This window comes from Pseudomonadota bacterium, from assembly GCA_034189865.1.
Classification (GTDB): Bacteria; Pseudomonadota; Gammaproteobacteria; order UBA5335; family UBA5335; genus JAXHTV01.
Window position 1 is genome coordinate 142,583 of record JAXHTV010000002.1, and the last position, 17,885, is coordinate 160,467.

15 protein-coding genes and 1 pseudogene are annotated in these 17,885 nt (G+C 55.8%); 8 read left to right on the forward strand and 8 right to left on the reverse strand.

Features of this window, described 5'->3' with window-relative positions:
• The first annotated feature begins 165 nt into the window (after positions 1-165).
• Positions 166-1,137 carry a magnesium/cobalt transporter CorA gene (corA, locus tag SVU69_01725; protein ID MDY6941716.1) on the forward strand — a complete coding sequence of 324 codons (972 nt, stop codon included), beginning with the start codon at positions 166-168 and terminating at the stop codon, positions 1,135-1,137.
• 5 nt (positions 1,138-1,142) lie between these two features.
• Positions 1,143-3,305: a mechanosensitive ion channel gene (locus SVU69_01730; GenBank protein MDY6941717.1), complete on the forward strand. Its 2,163-nt coding sequence runs from the start codon at positions 1,143-1,145 to the stop codon at positions 3,303-3,305.
• Positions 3,306-3,327: 22 nt separating this feature from the next.
• Here the strand turns inward: SVU69_01730 and SVU69_01735 are convergent, their stop codons facing one another.
• The 4 genes and pseudogenes from SVU69_01735 to SVU69_01750 all read right to left on the reverse strand — a co-directional run bounded on the left by SVU69_01735 (position 3,328) and on the right by SVU69_01750 (position 8,174).
• Complete coding sequence (locus SVU69_01735) at positions 3,328-3,996, reverse strand: TrkA family potassium uptake protein (protein ID MDY6941718.1); 669 nt, start codon at positions 3,994-3,996, stop codon at positions 3,328-3,330.
• Complete coding sequence (locus SVU69_01740; GenBank protein MDY6941719.1) at positions 3,993-5,459, reverse strand: potassium transporter TrkG; 1,467 nt, start codon at positions 5,457-5,459, stop codon at positions 3,993-3,995. The genes SVU69_01735 and SVU69_01740 overlap by 4 nt, the downstream gene beginning before the upstream one ends.
• Before the next feature lie 139 nt (positions 5,460-5,598).
• Positions 5,599-5,844 carry a YdcH family protein gene (locus SVU69_01745; GenBank protein MDY6941720.1) on the reverse strand — a complete coding sequence of 82 codons (246 nt, stop codon included), beginning with the start codon at positions 5,842-5,844 and terminating at the stop codon, positions 5,599-5,601.
• 167 nt (positions 5,845-6,011) lie between these two features.
• Positions 6,012-8,174, reverse strand: a pseudogene (locus SVU69_01750) (YgiQ family radical SAM protein).
• A 65-nt stretch (positions 8,175-8,239) separates the two neighbouring features.
• Here SVU69_01750 and SVU69_01755 point away from each other — a divergent pair.
• The 6 genes from SVU69_01755 to SVU69_01780 all read left to right on the forward strand — a co-directional run bounded on the left by SVU69_01755 (position 8,240) and on the right by SVU69_01780 (position 13,227).
• Complete coding sequence (locus SVU69_01755) at positions 8,240-9,037, forward strand: DNA-3-methyladenine glycosylase I (protein ID MDY6941721.1); 798 nt, start codon at positions 8,240-8,242, stop codon at positions 9,035-9,037.
• Between the two features lie 128 nt (positions 9,038-9,165).
• On the forward strand, positions 9,166-9,747 hold the full coding sequence (locus SVU69_01760; GenBank protein ID MDY6941722.1) for a phage tail protein: 582 nt from the start codon (positions 9,166-9,168) through the stop codon (positions 9,745-9,747).
• Between the two features lie 293 nt (positions 9,748-10,040).
• The gene (locus SVU69_01765; GenBank protein MDY6941723.1) at positions 10,041-10,325 is read left to right on the forward strand and encodes a VF_A0006 family four-cysteine protein; all 285 of its coding nucleotides are present in this window, start codon (positions 10,041-10,043) and stop codon (positions 10,323-10,325) included.
• Positions 10,322-10,870 carry a GNAT family N-acetyltransferase gene (locus SVU69_01770; GenBank protein ID MDY6941724.1) on the forward strand — a complete coding sequence of 183 codons (549 nt, stop codon included), beginning with the start codon at positions 10,322-10,324 and terminating at the stop codon, positions 10,868-10,870. The genes SVU69_01765 and SVU69_01770 overlap by 4 nt, the downstream gene beginning before the upstream one ends.
• A 60-nt stretch (positions 10,871-10,930) precedes the next feature.
• A complete protein-coding gene (locus SVU69_01775) occupies positions 10,931-12,604 on the forward strand; it encodes an AarF/UbiB family protein (GenBank protein MDY6941725.1) in 1,674 nt (557 codons plus the stop codon).
• A gap of 83 nt (positions 12,605-12,687) precedes the next feature.
• The gene (locus tag SVU69_01780) at positions 12,688-13,227 is read left to right on the forward strand and encodes a DUF924 family protein (GenBank protein MDY6941726.1); all 540 of its coding nucleotides are present in this window, start codon (positions 12,688-12,690) and stop codon (positions 13,225-13,227) included.
• A gap of 110 nt (positions 13,228-13,337) precedes the next feature.
• Here SVU69_01780 and SVU69_01785 read toward each other — a convergent pair whose 3' ends face one another.
• The 4 genes from SVU69_01785 to SVU69_01800 all read right to left on the reverse strand — a co-directional run bounded on the left by SVU69_01785 (position 13,338) and on the right by SVU69_01800 (position 17,835).
• A complete protein-coding gene (locus SVU69_01785) occupies positions 13,338-14,132 on the reverse strand; it encodes a methane monooxygenase/ammonia monooxygenase subunit C (protein ID MDY6941727.1) in 795 nt (264 codons plus the stop codon).
• 632 nt (positions 14,133-14,764) lie between these two features.
• Entirely contained in the window at positions 14,765-15,922 is a 1,158-nt protein-coding gene (locus SVU69_01790; protein ID MDY6941728.1) for a thiolase family protein, read from the reverse strand.
• Positions 15,923-15,939: 17 nt separating this feature from the next.
• A complete protein-coding gene (locus SVU69_01795; GenBank protein ID MDY6941729.1) occupies positions 15,940-16,356 on the reverse strand; it encodes an OB-fold domain-containing protein in 417 nt (138 codons plus the stop codon).
• A 192-nt stretch (positions 16,357-16,548) separates the two neighbouring features.
• Positions 16,549-17,835, reverse strand: coding sequence for an acyl-CoA dehydrogenase (locus SVU69_01800; GenBank protein MDY6941730.1), 1,287 nt, complete (start codon positions 17,833-17,835; stop codon positions 16,549-16,551).
• Positions 17,836-17,885 lie beyond the last annotated feature (50 nt).

Consider the following 17,885-nt stretch of genomic DNA (forward strand, 5'->3'; position numbering starts at 1 on the left):
GCTGCAACATCAACTCCCGCAGATGCGCCCCCCAGGCGCGCAAACGGCCGCTGTAATCCAAGCCGCGACGTTCTGCAGCACGCTGGTGAGTTGTGTAATCTAACAACACAGCGTCGACTCAACGGCGTTGCGCGAACTGATCAATTCGACTGTCCGGAGCCAACCGTGATTCGAACGTTGTTAATAAACCCGAAAACCGGCGAGACCACAGAAGGTAACTGGAGTTCGGTTCAACGCTGGAAAGAACAGCCCGAGTGGCTGATCTGGGTGGATCTGGATGAGATTCGTTCGGAAGGCGAGGCTAAACAGCTGACGGAATACTTCGGGATTCATCCGCTGGCCATCCAGGACGCTCAGCGCGAACGTCACCCGCCCAAGTTGGAGGATTTTGACGACCATCTTTTCGTGTTACTCAAAGGCCTCAATACAAACACCGACAGTATCGATTTTGCCACCATACAAATTGCCCTATTTGTCGGCGAACGTTTCCTGGTGACCCGCCATACGGGCAGATCGACATCCATTGACACCCTATGGAAGAACTGCCGGGATCACACCGCGCCGGAATTTCGCAACGCCATGCAGTTGGCGGCCAAGATATCCCGTCTAATCATCGACCGTTACCTGGCCATTCTCTTTAATCTCGAAATGCGCCTGGAGTCCATCGAAGAGGACATGACTGACAATCCGACCGACGAGTTGTTATTGGAGTTGCGCTCTCACCGCGCCAATCTAAAAAAACTGATGCGTATCCTGCTCTACCAAACGCATATCTTCCAAGAGATGAAATCGGACGATGGCGACGCGCGCCTTAGCCGCTATACCCACGAATTAACCGACGTCTATGAACAAACAGAACGTGCGCACAGCTTGGCACGGCTATACGACGAGTTGGCCGCTGATATGATCGAAGGCTATTTGTCTCTGGCCTCTCATCGCATGAACCAAGTGATGAAAATTCTTACCATCATCACCGCGATTTTCGTCCCTTTGAGTTTTATGGCCGGACTGTACGGTATGAATTTCGAATACATCCCGGAACTGCATGCCCGGAACGGCTACTTTGTACTGCTGGGTGTCATGGCTGCGGTGGTGGTTATCCTGCTGACGATCTTCCGGCGCAAGAACTGGCTATAAATTAAATGATGAAACGACGGTTACCGCGCCTTCTCATTATCACGACCCTGCTCTGGAACATCGGATCCGCCATTGCCATTGACTCCGAACCCCAGCCGCCACCAGCCGAGGCGCCGGTGTTCAATGACATGCCCACCGACTGGTGGCGCTATTTTGAACAAGCCGGCGAGTTGCTGTCGAAACGGGCCGATGAGCTGCTGGTGACACTCCAGGCGCTGCCGACCGATCCGCACGGCCCGCTTGTCAAAGAAATCGAGTTGGCATTACAGGCTTATCAGCTCAGTCTCGAAAAAACACCGCAAGTGACCGTGGCGCAGGTGGTCACTGCATCGAGCGAACCCACCCTCGACGAGCTTCTGGCGATGAAGCGCCAGCAGAACGAAACCAAGGCCATTTTGCAATTTCACGAAGACACGCTGGAAGAATTGCAAAGCACCCAACGCGATATGGAAAAAAGCGTGGCCTCCCTCAAGCTGTCCTACCTGGCCACCGACCCGGATGATCGCGAGCGTAGTGGCATTGCACTGGAGTGGATACGGGACCGCATCCAACTGGCGATCGTCGAACGGGCCATTCGCAACGAGCAGCGCACCATACAACTTCTAAACGAGGGCATTGCGGCCAACCGCACCGCTTTGGATAACGCCGTGGCAACCATCAGTTTTTCCGCCCTGGATACCGCGGCGTTGGAAAACCGTTTGCAGGCCTTGGAACGTGAGCGTCGGCGTAACGCCATAGCGCTAACCGAAACACACACCGCATTACTACAGAATCCCGAAAAGACGGACACTCAGAAATCACAAGCGCGTTTGGAGTCGCAACAAATCGTCAAACTGCAGGTTGAACGTAACGAAATCGACCTCGTGGATCAGACGATTCGACTCCAACAACTGCTGCACCGACTGGCAACCGACAGTGAGCAGAGCACCACCGCGCTAGCAGAAGCAGCGAGTGCGACAGAGACCTTAATCGAGAACAGCAAGACCAAACTCAAATACTGGCAGGCAATAACGAAAAGCGAGCTGGCGATCAGTGACACCCAGCTGGCCACCGCCGACGACGCGACGCCGGCGTTAAAAAAGCTCGCCCGCGATCGAATCGGATTGGCTCAGGCCACCGAAGACCAAATCTTGGAGTCTCAACGACATCTGCGGGATCTGGAATTTCTGGCTCAAGTCTACGAAGAGCGCCTGTTGCAAAACTTGGGCGGCACCTCCAAAGCCCTGGGCAGGGCCGCGCTCACCCTCAACGATCTTTGGGAACAGGGACGACGGTATCTCACCACCCCTCTGTTCGAAATCAGCGAAACACCGGTCACCAGCTTGGGTCTACTGCGATTCCTAATCGTCTTGGTGATCGCCTGGTTGGCGTCGCGAGCGGTTCGTGCCGGCATCATGAAACTTGCTCAACGACGGGACGGTTCCAGCAGCAGTGCGGTGTTCACACTCAGTCGTGTGCTGCACTACTTGATCTTGTTCGTCGGCGGCATGATTGCGCTGTCGTCTTTGGGCATCGACGTCACCAAGCTCGCACTGATCGCCACCGCCCTGTCCGTGGGTATCGGCTTCGGGTTACAGAATCTCATCAACAATTTCGTCTCCGGCATCATCTTAATGTTCGAGCGCAGTCTGAAAGTCGGTGACTTTATCGAGCTCCAGTCGGGCGTGAGCGGTGAAGTCCGCGAGCTCAATATGCGCAGCACCGTCGTGACCACCAATGACAACGTCGATATTGTCGTACCCAACTCGGAATTCGTGAGCGGCCGGGTAACCAACTGGACCATGCGGGAAGCTTTTCGAAGGGTGCATGTACCCTTCGGCGTCGCTTACGGCAGCGATAAAGATGTGGTCAAAAAGGCCGCATTGGAAGCCGCAGCGGCCACACCCCATACCCTGCGGAGCAGCGACACGCGGCGCCAGCCGCAAGTGTGGCTGACCGGTTTCGGCGACAGCAGTTTGGATTTCGAATTGGTTGTTTGGCTAACGCCTGACGCGGTCAAACGACCCGCCGCCGTGGCCGCAGCCTACACATGGGAACTAGAAACCGCGCTCCACAAATACGGTATCGAAATCCCATTCCCGCAACGGGATCTCCATATTCGAAGCGGTTTGACGCATACGTCCAGCAGCCCGGACGAACCGCCGCCCGACGGGGCGACTCCGATATGAGCTTAGAGAAACGCGCGGTGTTTTACGTCGTTTGATCGGACGAAATCTGATGATTCCAGCGTTCTTTTAAAATCGGCAGTACCTTGCTGTGGGCGATAATGACAACTTCGTCATCGGCCCGCAGAACCTGATTTTTCTCAGGAAGCATCAGCTCGTCATGGCGATAGAAGAACATCAGCCTGCTGCCATCGGGCAAATCCAGATCGACCAGCGGACCTTGATCCTCCTCTTTAACCACAAAAGAAAAAACACGAGCATCCCCTTTGATCATCGCCGAGATTTCCAGCGGATTTTGGCCCGCGCACAAATCCATCAAATAGCGGGCGATGGTGAAATCGGGAACGATGACATCCTCAAGCCCCAGCTCAATGCAAATATGTTCGTAAGACGGATCTTCAATCCGCGTCACGATGCGTTTGCAACCCAGCGAACGCCCCACCAGACTGGCAATGATGTTGTACTGATCGCTACCCGATAAGCAAAACAGAAAATCCGTCGCGAGCGGGTCGGCCTCTCGCAGAATGGCCGGTTTGCTTCCGTCCCCGTGGATATAGCCCGCGTCCAACTCGGCGCTCAACTCATCGATCCGCTCTTTATCGGTCTCGATAATGATTACTTCCAAACCGGATTTGAGAAGTTCGCGCGCCGTCATGACCGTAAGATCACCCGCGCCAATAAATACGGCTCTCATGACAACTCTCCCCGTCGCCCGAACCAATTACGCGGATACAACACGAGCAACAGCGCGATGATTTCGAGTCGACCGGCCAACATATCGAAACACAGAACAGCCTTGAGCGGCGCCTCTAACTCCGGGCGGGTAATGCCGGTACTTAAACCCACCGTTCCGCAGGCCGAAGCAACCTCGAACAACGCATCCAACGGATCGTAACCGAAAGCGACAAACACCGCCCACGAGAACACCACCACACCGACATACAGCACGATGAGCTGCAACGCCCGCAGCAGGTCGTCGGTATCGAGTTTTTGTCCGGATAAATGAGGCTCGGCCACTGCATGTGGCGGCATGGCCAAGCGACGCATAGTCAGTTGCAACATGCGCAGAAAAATCAACAACCGCAGAAGCTTGAACCCACCGGCGGATGAACCAACGCTTCCACCGACCAACATCGAGACAATCATCACCACCTTAGACGTGGCATCCAGATCGGCGACGGGTAGCGTGGCAAAACCGGTTGTCGTCTGAGCCGAAACCCCCATCATGAAACCGTGGTACCAAGGCAGTGCAATGTCGTGACGCCACGCCAACAGCGTGAGGCATCCCGCCACCGCGAAACAGCTCAAGACCAAAGCCCGAAACTCCACATCACCGAAAAAGGTGCTCACCGCCTTACCTCGCCCCGCGTGCGTCACGCCCCAATACAAGGGCAACGACACCGCGCTTAGAAACGAGATCGCGGTCACTGCAATGGCAGCCGACGATCCGAGCTCGGACAATCCGTCATCGAAACTGGAAAAGCCCCCGGTCGATACGGCCGCCAACACATGTACGAGTGCATGGAAACCGTCACCGGCCAACGGCCAAACCACAAGTAAACCCAGTGCCGTCAACACCAGATAGATGATCAAACTGCGTCGTGCGTGCGTCCGCGCCGTGGCGACCAACGTATCGCCGCTTTCAACCGGGTCCGCCAGTCGACGCGCGGCGGCGTGATGCCCCATGAGCAAAGCAACGGACAAAATGACGATTCCCAAACCGCCGTACCATTGCATCCAGGCCCGCGAGAACAAAAAAGTGACACTTCGATTTTCGATGCTGGCGAGCGTGGACAAGCCGGTGGTGGTCGCACCGGAAACGGCCTCGAACCACGCATCCAAAAAAGGAATACCCGCGGCCGTCATGGGCCAAGACATGAGTAAAGGGGCGATGAGGAACGCGATCGCGGTTACGGTGAGTGCTTCATTGGTCTGGATCGACGGCGGTACGCGGAGGCCCGCCAGGATACGGCCACCGACTAACAAAGCAGCGCACAACACCGCATAGCGCTGCGCTGCGGGCCAAGATGCGTCCATGACCGCAACGGCCAACGGCACAGTGGTTATCAAAGCCAGCATGAATGCCAACTGGCCCGAATACTTTAGAACGACCCGACCGCGAACGGCATAAGTTAAAACGCTGCTTTGTTGAGCCATGAGAAGCGATCTCAAATGTGTTCAACATCGTGATGAAACCGTCGCCAATCTTGAACCGACCGACAGTCAAGCCCGCTCGTCTGTTCTCATGCCCTCAAACGTTGTTCACCCAACGCCAAGCGAACAACCAATCCCGTCCTCAGCCGATTTCAGTTTTAATCAGGTGGTACAACTCGTCCTTGAGGCGAAGCCGTTCTTTCTTGCGATTTTCCAGATATTCATCCGAGGTCGCTTCGGCCCCCACTTCGATTCGATGCACTTCATGATCCAGATTGTGATACGCGTCGAATAGTTTGGCGAAATGAGAGTCTTTGACCTTCAACTCATGGATGATTTCGCGGTGCTCGGGAAATTCGTGCAACAAATCATGTTTTTCGAGTGTCATGCTTTCCTCTCTCGACAACTCAGGTTTTCTTTATATAAAAGTATGACGCGACGTCCTATCAGCGGTTCTGACATGAATCAAGGCCAGCGATCCTGCCACGGCGCAACTCAGTGACTGCGACGGGTCCGTCGCGTCGTGCGCTTGGGCCGGGCACGTTGTCCCTCCGATCGGGGAGGCAAGCCGGTGTGTTGAGTCAAAACCGTGCCCGGACCGGGTTTACGACGATTCTTCGGGGCTGCGACGGTATGCCGGCCACTCGCGGTGCCTTTACCTCGGGAAGACGACGGTTGCCACGCCGGTATGAGCTGATGCTTGCCGTTTCCGATCAGATCTGCGCGCCCCATTTTACGTAACGCCTCACGCAACAAGGGCCAGTTGTCCGGATCGTGATAGCGCAAGAAGGCCTTGTGCAACCGGCGCTGGCGCCCCCCCTTGACCACATCGACGGTCTCCCCCCCGCGCCGTCGAATCTTGTGCAAGGGGTTAGTGCCCGAATGATACATGGCCGTGGCGGTGGCCATGGGCGAGGGATAAAAAGCTTGCACCTGATCCGCGCGGAAGCCATGGCGTTTCAACCATAAGGCCAAATTGACCATATCCTCGTCCGTGGTGCCTGGGTGGGCCGCGATGAAATAGGGAATCAGATATTGCTCCTTACCCGCCTTTTTTGAGAAATGATCAAACAGGGTTTTGAAACGATCGTAGGTCCCAATCCCCGGCTTCATCATTTTTGACAGCGGCCCCGGCTCGGTATGCTCCGGCGCAATCTTGAGATATCCCCCCACATGGTGAGTGACCAGTTCCTCGACATACTCGGGCGACTGTACGGCCAAGTCATAACGTAAACCCGATGCGATCAGCACTTTTTTTACACCCGGCAAAGCGCGCGCCTCTCGATAGAGCTCGATCAAAGCGCTGTGATCGGTATTGAGATTGGGGCAGATGCCGGGGAAAACGCACGATGGTTTGCGACAAGCGGCTTCGATTTCGCGCGACTTGCAGGCCAGACGATACATATTGGCGGTGGGGCCGCCCAAGTCCGAAATCACCCCCGTGAACCCCGGGACCCGATCACGAATGGTTTCGATCTCGGCAAGAATGCTCTCCTTGGAGCGATTTTGAATCACGCGCCCCTCATGCTCGGTAATCGAGCAGAAAGTACAGCCGCCAAAACAGCCCCGCATGATGTTCACGGAGAAGCGAATCATCTCCCAAGCGGGGATACGCGCGTTTCCGTATGACGGATGGGGAGCTCGCGCATAGGGCCGATCGAACACGTAATCCATCTCCTCCGTGGAGAGCGGGATGGGTGGTGGATTCAGCCAGATGTCCCGATTGCCGTGGCGCTGAACCAAGGCGCGGGCGTTACCGGGGTTGGTTTCCAAGTGAAGCACCCGGTTGGCATGGGCGTAGAGAATAGGATCAGCCTTCACTTGCCCGTACGCCGGCAGACGGATCACGGTGCGACCCCTGGCTGGCATCCGGTGCTTTCGGGCACCCTGTTCCGCCGTTTCGTCTGGAGTGGTCGCTTCGATCTCGCCGACACCGGGGGGCGAACACTGGGACGCAAAACGCACATTGACGTACGGACTGATACGCGCCTCCACCTTGCCCGGCGTATCAATGGCCGTTGAATCGACTTCGAACCAGTCATCCGGGGTATCCTGGCGAATCATCACCGTGCCGCGAACATCGGTTATCTGTGCGATTGACTCACCCCGCGCCAAACGGTGAGCAATCTCCACAATGGCACGCTCGGCGTTGCCGTATAAGACCATGTCGGCCTTGGCGTCCACCAAAATGGAGCGGCGGACTTTGTCCTGCCAGTAGTCATAATGAGCGATCCGTCTTAAGGACGCCTCGATCCCTCCCAGGATAATGGGCACATCGCCAAAGGCTTCGCGGCAACGCTGCGCGTAGACGATGCTGCAGCGATCCGGCCGGGCGCCACCGACGCCATCCGGAGTGTAGGCATCATCGGTGCGAATTTTCCGATCCGCCGTGTAGCGATTGATCATGGAATCCATGTTGCCCGCCGTCACCCCGTAAAACAGGTTTGGCCGACCCAACACGGCAAAAGCATCTTTGGAATGCCAATCGGGCTGAGCGATGATTCCGACCCGAAATCCTTGTGCCTCCAATACTCGGCCGATCACCGCCATGCCAAAACTGGGGTGGTCGACATACGCATCGCCGGTCACCAGAATGACATCGCAGCTATCCCAACCGAGCGCGTCCATCTCCTGCCGACTCATGGGCAGAAACGGTGCCGGACCGAAACACTCGGCCCAGTAGGCCGGGTAGTCGAAGAGCTGCTGGGTGGACGACATGGTGATACCTCGCAAGGGCCCGATATTCTAGCGCAATCGGGCAACCGGCGGCAGAACCACGGGTCGTGATCGTCCCAACGGCAACACGGCGAAGCCGACGTTGGGCCAAAACCGATGTCGATCACAGCCCGGATGACGATACCGTTTGTTCTGTCCGGGCAGTTCTTGCCCTGCTGACTTTTACCGGCGATCGCCGGACAATGGTGCGAGATCGGAATCAGGCCACCTGCGGAAAGACCCGCTTGTCGGAACCGGACAGCCAGGGAGCGATGATGAATGAGAACGTATTACCACGTTGCGGGTGGTTGGGAAACGACCCCCTGATGCTGCGCTATCACGACGAAGAATGGGGTGTGCCGGTTCATGACGATCGCAAATGGTTTGAGTTGATCCTGCTCGACGGTTTTCAGGCCGGGCTGTCCTGGCGAACGGTACTTCACAAACGCGCAGCCTTTCGCGATGTGTTCCACAACTTCGATCCCGAGCAGGTAGCAAGGATGACGGAAGCTCAGCTAGAAGCGGCCCGCCAAAATCCCGCTATTATTCGCAATCGAGCCAAAATACGAGCGGCTGTCAAAAACGCCCGGGCATTTCTAAGGGTTCAGGAAGCACTGGGCGGCTTCGACGATTTTGTGTGGTCATTTACGGACGGACGAGTCACTCACAACCATTGGCGTTCACTGAGCGAAATACCGACTACCACGCCCTTGTCCGATGAGCTAAGCAAGGCACTCAAGTCGAAGGGATTCAGCTTCGTGGGCAGCACCATATGTTATGCGTTTCTGCAGGCTGCAGGGGTGGTGAACGACCACCTCATTAGTTGCTTCAGGCATCAAAGACTGCGAGAGCTCAGCCCGAGTTAGGCATGCGCCACGGTGCTACCGGTCGTCGAGAACCGCATCTGCCTGGCGCCCTTTTCGCCGGTTTTGTAGGCTTCGGCCTTCAAGGAAATCAAACAAGAAAGCTTATTCGACGCGAAAGGAGTTTGCGGATGCGAAATGTCTTAAACCTCATCGCCTTTCTATTCTTACTGCTCACCTCAGTGCCAACCGCGATTGCCGATGACACGCTGGTAACGGTTCCGCAAGGTCGGATAGCCGAAATCGAACGCCGTTTGATCCACCTGGAGGCACGGCAAAACGGAGAACTCGCGGTACCGGTGGGTACCGTAGTGGCATTCTTCGGCGACGAGATCCCTTTCGGCTGGTTACTCTGCGACGGCCGTGCACTCCCACCCGGTTACTCGGAATTGCAGGCCCTAGTGGGCGAGAACCTCCCCGATTTGAGAGGCATGTTTCTGCGTGGCCGGACCGACGGACGTGAACTCGGCTCGTATCAACCCGATGCGCTCATTGAGCACGCTCACTTGGTTCTCAGCCCCACAAAAGCGCGCACATCGTCACGACTGTCGGCGCAAAGAAGCATCGCCGCGAGCGGCATCAGTGGCGAAGTGGAGGACTATGAGCTGCGAGGTTCCGGTTTACCGCCCTCTCGCGGACAAACCTCGGAAACAGGAAATGCCCAGGAAACCCGGCCAAAAAATATCGCTGTTCATTGGATTATCAAATACTAAGACTTGACCGACCGGTATCGACTACGGGATCGTTTAATCAGTGGATGAGTTAAAACACGCGCGACAAATACACCGCAAACTGCTGCCTTTCCGTCAGCCAGGAATCAACGTGCGACAAAAACATCTGACTCGGCGCCGATCAATCTTCTAATATAGTGAAATTGTTGAATCGGAGCTAAAGGATGCCGGGGACATCGACGCGCTGTCACCTTAACAACACATACGCTCGCAACGGCCATCAAAAAGAATCGCCGCCGCTATTCGGGTCCAGACGTCCTATCATGTGGATCGGTATGTTTTTGACTGCCACCACGCTACTTGGCGGCGTCATATCACCGGCCAGCGCAGACCCTCGCCAGGGCTATGATGAATGCGTACTTCAACACTTGGCGGATGCGAAACTGGACTTGGCGTCGCAACTCATCATCCAAGCCTGTCGCGAAAACTACGGTTCCGGTCAGAACGTCCCCCCGAAACGGCGGGCCTACAACGAATGCCTGCTAACACACCTACCGGGCGTGCTGAGTCCACGGGCCGTGATTGAAATTCGCGATGCCTGTCAGAACCGCAACCGATGAACTCCGAAGGCTGCCCGAGCGGCCAACAACGCGACACGCGATCCGTCCGGCTATATCGCGGTGAGGATGTGGCGTTTTTGGCGGCGATGGTTCGCGATGCCATCCTGGTGACGGGCAAAACCGCCTACCCTCCAGAACAGTTGGCGGCCTGGGCGCGCTTTACCGATGATATCGACACATTTGGTGACCAATTGGAGAAGGGAGATACCTGGGTTATCACCCAGGACGATCATCCAGTGGCGCTTGCACAATTATATCCCTTCGATCACGTCGCCCTGCTCTATACCCATTGCGAGTACGCGCGAACGGGACTGGCCTCCATGCTTTACGGCATACTTGAAGCCAAGGCCATCGCAACAGGAGCTACGCTGTTGACCACACATGCCAGCCGCATTTCCAAACCCCTGTTCGAACGCTTCGGATTTCGCCCCGTGACTACGGAATATCCAATGCGGCATGGTGTTCAGATAGAACGTTATCGCATGCAAAAATCGCTTGAACCCACGACGGGTAGGATACATCCCTCAGTTCGAGCGGCTGAATAGCCCCCTTGGCGGGCGACCTACGTATCGAAACAACACCACCGGACGGAGTATGAGTACCTCGTGAGCTTTCTCGATACCCTAAGCGCCGGCCGAGACATCCGACGCGTCAATCAAATCTTGATGATTCTGGCCCAAAACGGCCTGGAAGACATTGCCGACCGACTGGGCTTTGCCAGTTTGCTGACAAAAATCGAAAGACGAATCGGTGTCAAGCCAACCTATGACGCCAGCCTATCGGCCGCGGAGCGAACCGTGCTGGCCTTTCAGGAAATGGGGCCAACCTTCATCAAGCTGGGGCAGCTGCTCGCCACCCGGGTTGACCTACTGCCACCCGATTGGATCGAAGCGTTCGAAACGCTACAAGATCGCGTTCCGGCGCTCCCTTGGAACGAAATCGTCGTATCGGCGGAAAAGTCTCTGGGAAGAAACCCTGAGACCGTATTCGACAGCATCGACAAACAACCTCTCGCCGCCGGTTCCATCGCCCAGGTCCATCGCGCAGTGCTGGCGGGCGATAATGTCGTGGTTAAAATACAGCGTCCGGAAATCACCGAAATTGTCGAATCGGACCTGCGGTTACTGAACGCCCTCGCCGAATGGCTTGAAGCCCAAGTGGAATCGCTGCAGCGATTCCGACCTCGGCAAGTCGTGCGCCAGTTCGCCACGTCTTTGCGGCGTGAATTGGACTTCACCCGCGAGTGTCGAGCCTCCGATCGCATCCGTAGCAACTTCGAAGACGTCGATTACATCGTCATCCCGAAAGTTTACTGGGAACTCACTTCACCCAAACTCAGTGTCCAGGAATATTTGGACGGCATACCCGCCCGTGAGGTCGATGCGATCAAGGCCGCCGGCCTGGATTGTCACCTACTCGCTCAACGCAGTGTTGACACGTTTTTGCGGATGGCCTTGGAACATGGTTTTTTCCATGCCGACCCCCATCCGGGAAATTATTTTTTTCTCCCCGACAACCGCCTCGGCTTGATCGATTTCGGCTTGGTCGGGACCCTAAGTGATCACCGGCGAGGGCAACTGGCCCTGCTGCTAAATGGCGCGATCCTCGGCGATGCATCGGCTGTCACCGACGTACTCGTTGATTGGGCCGACGAGGCGGATGTCGATCTGGACAGCCTCAGTCACGACATTCAGGCACTGCTGGATGAATATCAGGGAAGCACCCTTGCTCAAATCGATATGGGCGTTGCTTTGGGGCAGCTCACCACCCTTGCCCGCGACTATCAGCTCAGCCTGCCGCCGGATTTGACGCTGCTTATCAAGGCCGTGACAACCCTAGAAGCGTTAGGACGTCGCCTCGACCCGGAGTTCGATTTGATGTCGGAAGCCGAACCATTCGTGCAGCGAGCAATCCTCCAACGCTATTCCCCCGAGTCCTTGTTTCGAAGAGGTATACGCTCGGCGAATACGATGCTGAACATGGTCACGGAATTGCCGAGAGATCTGCGGCGGTTGCTGCACGGCATGCGCCGGGGAACCTTTCCCGTTGAGATCACGATTCCGGAACTCGACGAATTCGGTCAGCGTGTTGAAAAAGCCGCCAATCGGGTCACCATCGGGATTGTCGTTGCGGCGCTGGTGGTGGGCTCTTCTATTGCACTGACCGTCGATGCAGGGCCTAAGTTGTTCGGTTTGCCGTTTTTTGGAATCAGCGGATTTATTGTCGCCAACATGGGAGGATTCTGGATTCTCTACGCCATATGGAGAACCCGGCATTAGCGTTTGGTTGAGAGCTGCGCTGGGACGGCGCGCGTTCATCGGCTCATTCGTGACGGCTCATAAACACCACTGAGGACACTGCCGTGACACCCGAAACCATAAATGCCTTTTGGTTTGAGAAACTGGAACCTCGCCAGTGGTGGCAAAAAGACCCTGTTCTGGATCAAAACATTCGTGATCACTTCTCCGCGATCCATGCGGCCGCCATGAAGTGCGAATTGTGGCAATGGCGAAACACCGCAGAAGGTCGGCTAGCCGAGATCCTGGTCTTGGATCAGTTCTCACGCAATATTTATCGTGATACGCCAAATGCATTCGCGTGCGATCCCCTGGCACTGGCACTGGCGCAAGAAGCTATTCAACTTGGCGTGGACGATTCATTGCCTGATACAAAGCGTGCTTTCCTCTATATGCCCTATATGCACAGCGAATCGCGCGCCATCCACCAGGAAGCCGTCCTGCTTTTCAGCTCACCGGGTCTTGAATCACAGCTCGACTTCGAGCTGAAGCACCAAGCCATTATCGATCGATTCGGTCGTTATCCTCATCGGAACGCTATCCTAGGGCGAATGTCCACCGCGGAGGAGAATCAGTTCCTGACCCAAGCCGATTCATCCTTTTGACCAGATGGCCGCTGGCGAGGAAGTTGGAACGAAAACGAGCCCCCCAAAAAAACCGGCGTCCCTGTTGAAGGAACGCCGGTTGATTCATCAAACGAATCGCATGAGACCAACTAGGCAACCGAAGTCGTAGAGGACTCGTCAGGTAGTTTGGTGAGTTGGTGAACGCGGGCGATGCACTGCAGAACGAAGCCACCCAAAGCATACAATGCCCATGCCAGCACCACGAAACCCCAATGGATCGGAGCGGCGAACAGCTCTTCTGCATAGAAGAACGTATGCCCCCACTCGTTAAGACCCAAATTCGGCATGATCAAAATGGGGCCGGCGACTGCCAGACCAAGCGGCACCGAAATCCGGTTGGCAAAATCGGGCAAACGCGTATGCACCCACACAAAACCGAACACCAAACCCACTAATGCTGCCGGAATCGCAAAATAGAACAACGCGATGTGCGTCGGCGTGAAGTCGGTGTCGCGAATCGTGGTTTGATGCCATGCGGCGTCGGCTTCCACGAACAATCCGAAAGCGACCACAGCCAGGAAACTCGCAACGGCAAGAACCGAGAAGATATAGTAGTAGCGTCGAAGCTCCATCTGCGGGCTCAACAAATGCAATTGCTTGTCACGGGTAAGCCAAAGCACCACGACGGCGATTAACCCCACCAGGGGGATCACGGTCATCTGAATATAAAACAGGCTCATCCAATAAACCTGAAATTCAGGCTCGAAATAATCCATACCGACCGTGAAAGAATAATATTGCTGATACCACCGGTAGACGCCAAACAGCGCGCCGGCCAGCAACAACAAGCCAAAAGCAAAAACCCACGGCACTTTCGGAGCCGCAGTGTCATCGACAGCGGTCTGGTGACCGACAACAGGGGCATTGTTGAGCACAGAGCTCATCTTCGAATCCTCCTAACGAACGCACCCGCATCAGAACGGGCAAATGACTATGATTATTGTGATTGCGGTTCCTGAGTCACTTCGGAACGCTAAGAAAATACTAGGAACGATTGAACGTTAGGTCAAATAAATAGTGACGCTTCGTTTACTCTCCTTTTCGGCGCCGCCCGAATCACCAAATCAAGCCGAAAACGCCCTATTCTCCTGGGTCGGCGGAATCAATCGGACGCTAGAAAATCAGACCCACGGATCGACTTGGAACGAATCGAGCATCTGGCTCATCCTTCCGAAAAAATCAGCTGAGCCGGTCGGGCCGAAGTGATAGGAAAAAGTCTGGGATTCAAAGCCAAGACAATCCGACCGATTTAATGAGGTATGGTCTCGGCTCTCTCATATCAGGTCACTCGACAGGCCGGGACACGGGCCGACAACAAACATCACGCCAGCTACCCGATAAAACAAGCCCGCATTGCCTTCGGGAGTCTTACCTAACGGGACAAAGACGTATTAAGTAGTCCGATCCATTGCTGTGACCTACATGGCCATCGGGAGTACGGTCCCCGAATCTGCCAAAAAAAAGCCTCGGACGTGGCGAACGTCCGAGGCTTTTTCTTAGGCTTTCAGTGATGCCGCTAGCTGTCTTCGCGACTCAACATATGCATTACGCAGACTGAGCCGGCACCCATCATATGCACAGCGGCATTTTGAGCGCCGTCGACTTGCCGCTTGCCCGCTTCTCCGCGCAGTTGCAAGGTCGCGTCCCATACCTGCGCTAAGCCGGTCGGACCACCCGGATGGCCACGCGCAATCAAGCCGCCATCGGTGGAAAACGGAATCCGTCCGCCAATTTTAGTGGCGCCTTCCAACACCAGCTTGTCGCCTTCGCCCTCGTCGCAAAAGCCCATCAACTCGTAGTACATCAACTCTTCAATGGGAAATGCGTCGTGCACGTGCACCAAACTGATATCTTCCGGACCTAAGCCCGCCTCTTCATAACACGCCTTAGAAGTAGTGCGGGTCAGTTCGCTGGGTCCGACTACCGCGCCCAGGAACACATGACCATCGACATACTGCTCCGACTGCAACTGCGAAGCCACCACCCGAACGAGAGGACGACCGTTGGCCAATTTCTGGGCCCATTCCTTATTCGCCACAATGGCACAGGCAGCGCCGCCACCGGTTGCGCAAGCCATCATCGACGTATGCGGATAGGCCACGGCCTTCGCACTCAAAACCTCTTCCGCCGTAACTTCGTGGTCAGATTGACGCTGAGCCATGGGGTTGAAGCGGGCGTGGTTCCAGTTCTTTGCCGCGATCTCGGCGAAAATCTCCGGCTTAGTTCCGTATTCATGCATACGGCGAACCGCCCACATGGCGAAAAAACCGGCCGGAAGCACGATGCCCTCGATGCGCGGCCCTTGTGCCGTCATCATCTGCATCATCATCTGCCCCATGCGCACGATATCGTCGAAACCCAGTGCCATGGCCATGCCAACCTTACCGCTGGCGACTTGCAGGCAAGCTTCGCGGAAAGCGGTTGAACCAGTAGCCGAGGCATTTTCGACGTGAACGACCGGCAATCCGGTCAGTCCCAGATCTTTGGCGATCGCCACACCTTCGGTCATATCACCCATGATGTAGCCGTTGTAGAGATAGCCCATTTCCTTGAAGGACGTGCCGGCATCTTTCAGTGCGTCCTTAGCGGCTGTATAAGCCATCTCCCGGTTCGTTTTGCCGTGTTTGCCGAAGGGGTGCATTCCCACGCCGACGACGTAGACATCTTCCAACATCCTAAATTACCCCTTACTTACTTCTTAATCGGTTCGAAACCAAAGGTGCACATTTCCGTGTCACCCTTCTTCTTGACCGGGATGGCAATCAGACCCATGGGCATACCGATTTCCCAATCACCTTTCTGCCCAGAGATCACCGCCTGAACGCGCACGCCTTCTGGCAAATCGATTTGACCCACGCCGTGAGCGCGGCCATCACCCATTTTGGCTGCACCCATGAACGGCATCGTAATCCAGGTCCAGGAATACAAAACGCCTTCCGGGGACAACTCCACGTCCTCAACAGGGGTCTCAGTCAAAGGACATTGATATCGACGCGGGAAAAAATACTTATCGGCGGCGGGACTATAGGACGCCAACAAACGCGGCCGTTCCCCTTCCTCCTCGGGGATTCGGAAGTAGCCCTCCTCCAACGGTACCTGCTTTGGCATTACACGATACTCCTAAGTGTGAAAATACATCCTTGTCATTATACCTGCCGTTCTCCCCAGGCTCTCGCTCAACGGTAACGCGAAGCTGATACCAGGGCTGCTTGAGGTGGGATTTGGCAGGTCAAAACGCATCTGCTCAACGGCAAGCGCCCCACGCCTTAGGCGTGGGGCGCTGATGTAAAGCAGAGACAACTAAGCGGCTTTGCTCGGTCCGGTCGGAACCTCGCTGAAAGGTACACCTTTGTCGAGACGAACATCGGTGGGTAGACCCAACACTCGCTCACCGATGATGTTACGTTGAACTTCGTCGGTACCACCGGCGATACGAATCGCGGGGATACCCAGGTACGCTTGCTGCCACATGCCTTCCATCATGGCTTCCGACTTGTCGGTCAGAACACAGGAAGCGCCCTGAAGCTCCATGATGAAAGCTGCCATTTCCTGGATCAACAGCCCCATGGCCAACTTCATGATCGAACCCTCCGGCCCCGGCAAAGCGCCTTGGGACAAGGCGGATAAGGTGCGCTGACCGGTCAGTTCCAACGCTTTGAAACGTGCCGAGAATTCAGCGAGTTTCTGGCGAACGCCACCGTGTTGGAGAGCAGGGGTATCGCCGATATAGACATCGTCCAACAAACTGAACATTTGGCCCATGCCCATGTCGCCACCCAACATACCGCCGCCACCGCCGATACTCATCCGCTCATTCATTAGCGTCGTGATCGCCACGCTCCAGCCTTGGCCGACTGCGCCTAATCGGTTGGAATCGGGTATTCGGACGTCGTTAAAGAACACTTCGTTAAAGTTCGCGCCACCGGTAATTTGCTTGATCGGGCGAACTTCGATACCCGGCGTCGACATATCAACGATGAAATAGGTCAGCCCCTTGTGCTTAGGGACAGAGGGATCGGAACGAGTGACGAGAATACCCCATTGGCTGTAATGACCGCCGGAAGTCCATACTTTCTGACCGTTGATCACCCATTCGTCGCCATCCTTAACCGCTTTGGTCCGAAGACCGGCCAAGTCGGAACCCGCGCCTGGCTCACTGAACAGCTGACACCAGACCTCGTCGCCACGGAGCATGGGCGGCAGATAGCGGTCTTTTTGCTCGTTGGTGCCGTGGGTCATGATGGTCGGCCCGGCCATACCGATGCCGATCATAAAAATATTGGCCGGCGTGTTGAACTTGGACTCTTCTTGCCCCCAAATGACTTGCTGCATGATGTTACCGCCCCGGCCGCCATACTTCTTCGGCCAGGTGATCACGCCCCAACCGGCATCCGCTTTCTTGCGTTGCCATTCCTGGGCCTTACGGACCATTTCGTTTTCTGCCTCGCCACGGGGATCACCTCCCTCTGCCTCGGCGAACATGGCCATCATGTTCGTCGCTTCGGTTCGAGGCTCGGCGTTTTTAGATAACCACTCGCGAACTTCCGCCCGGAATTCCGCTTCCTGCGGGGAATCATTGAAATCCATCTTCAATCCCTCCTGAAAATCTTTGTCGAATCAACACCCTGGAGTCACGC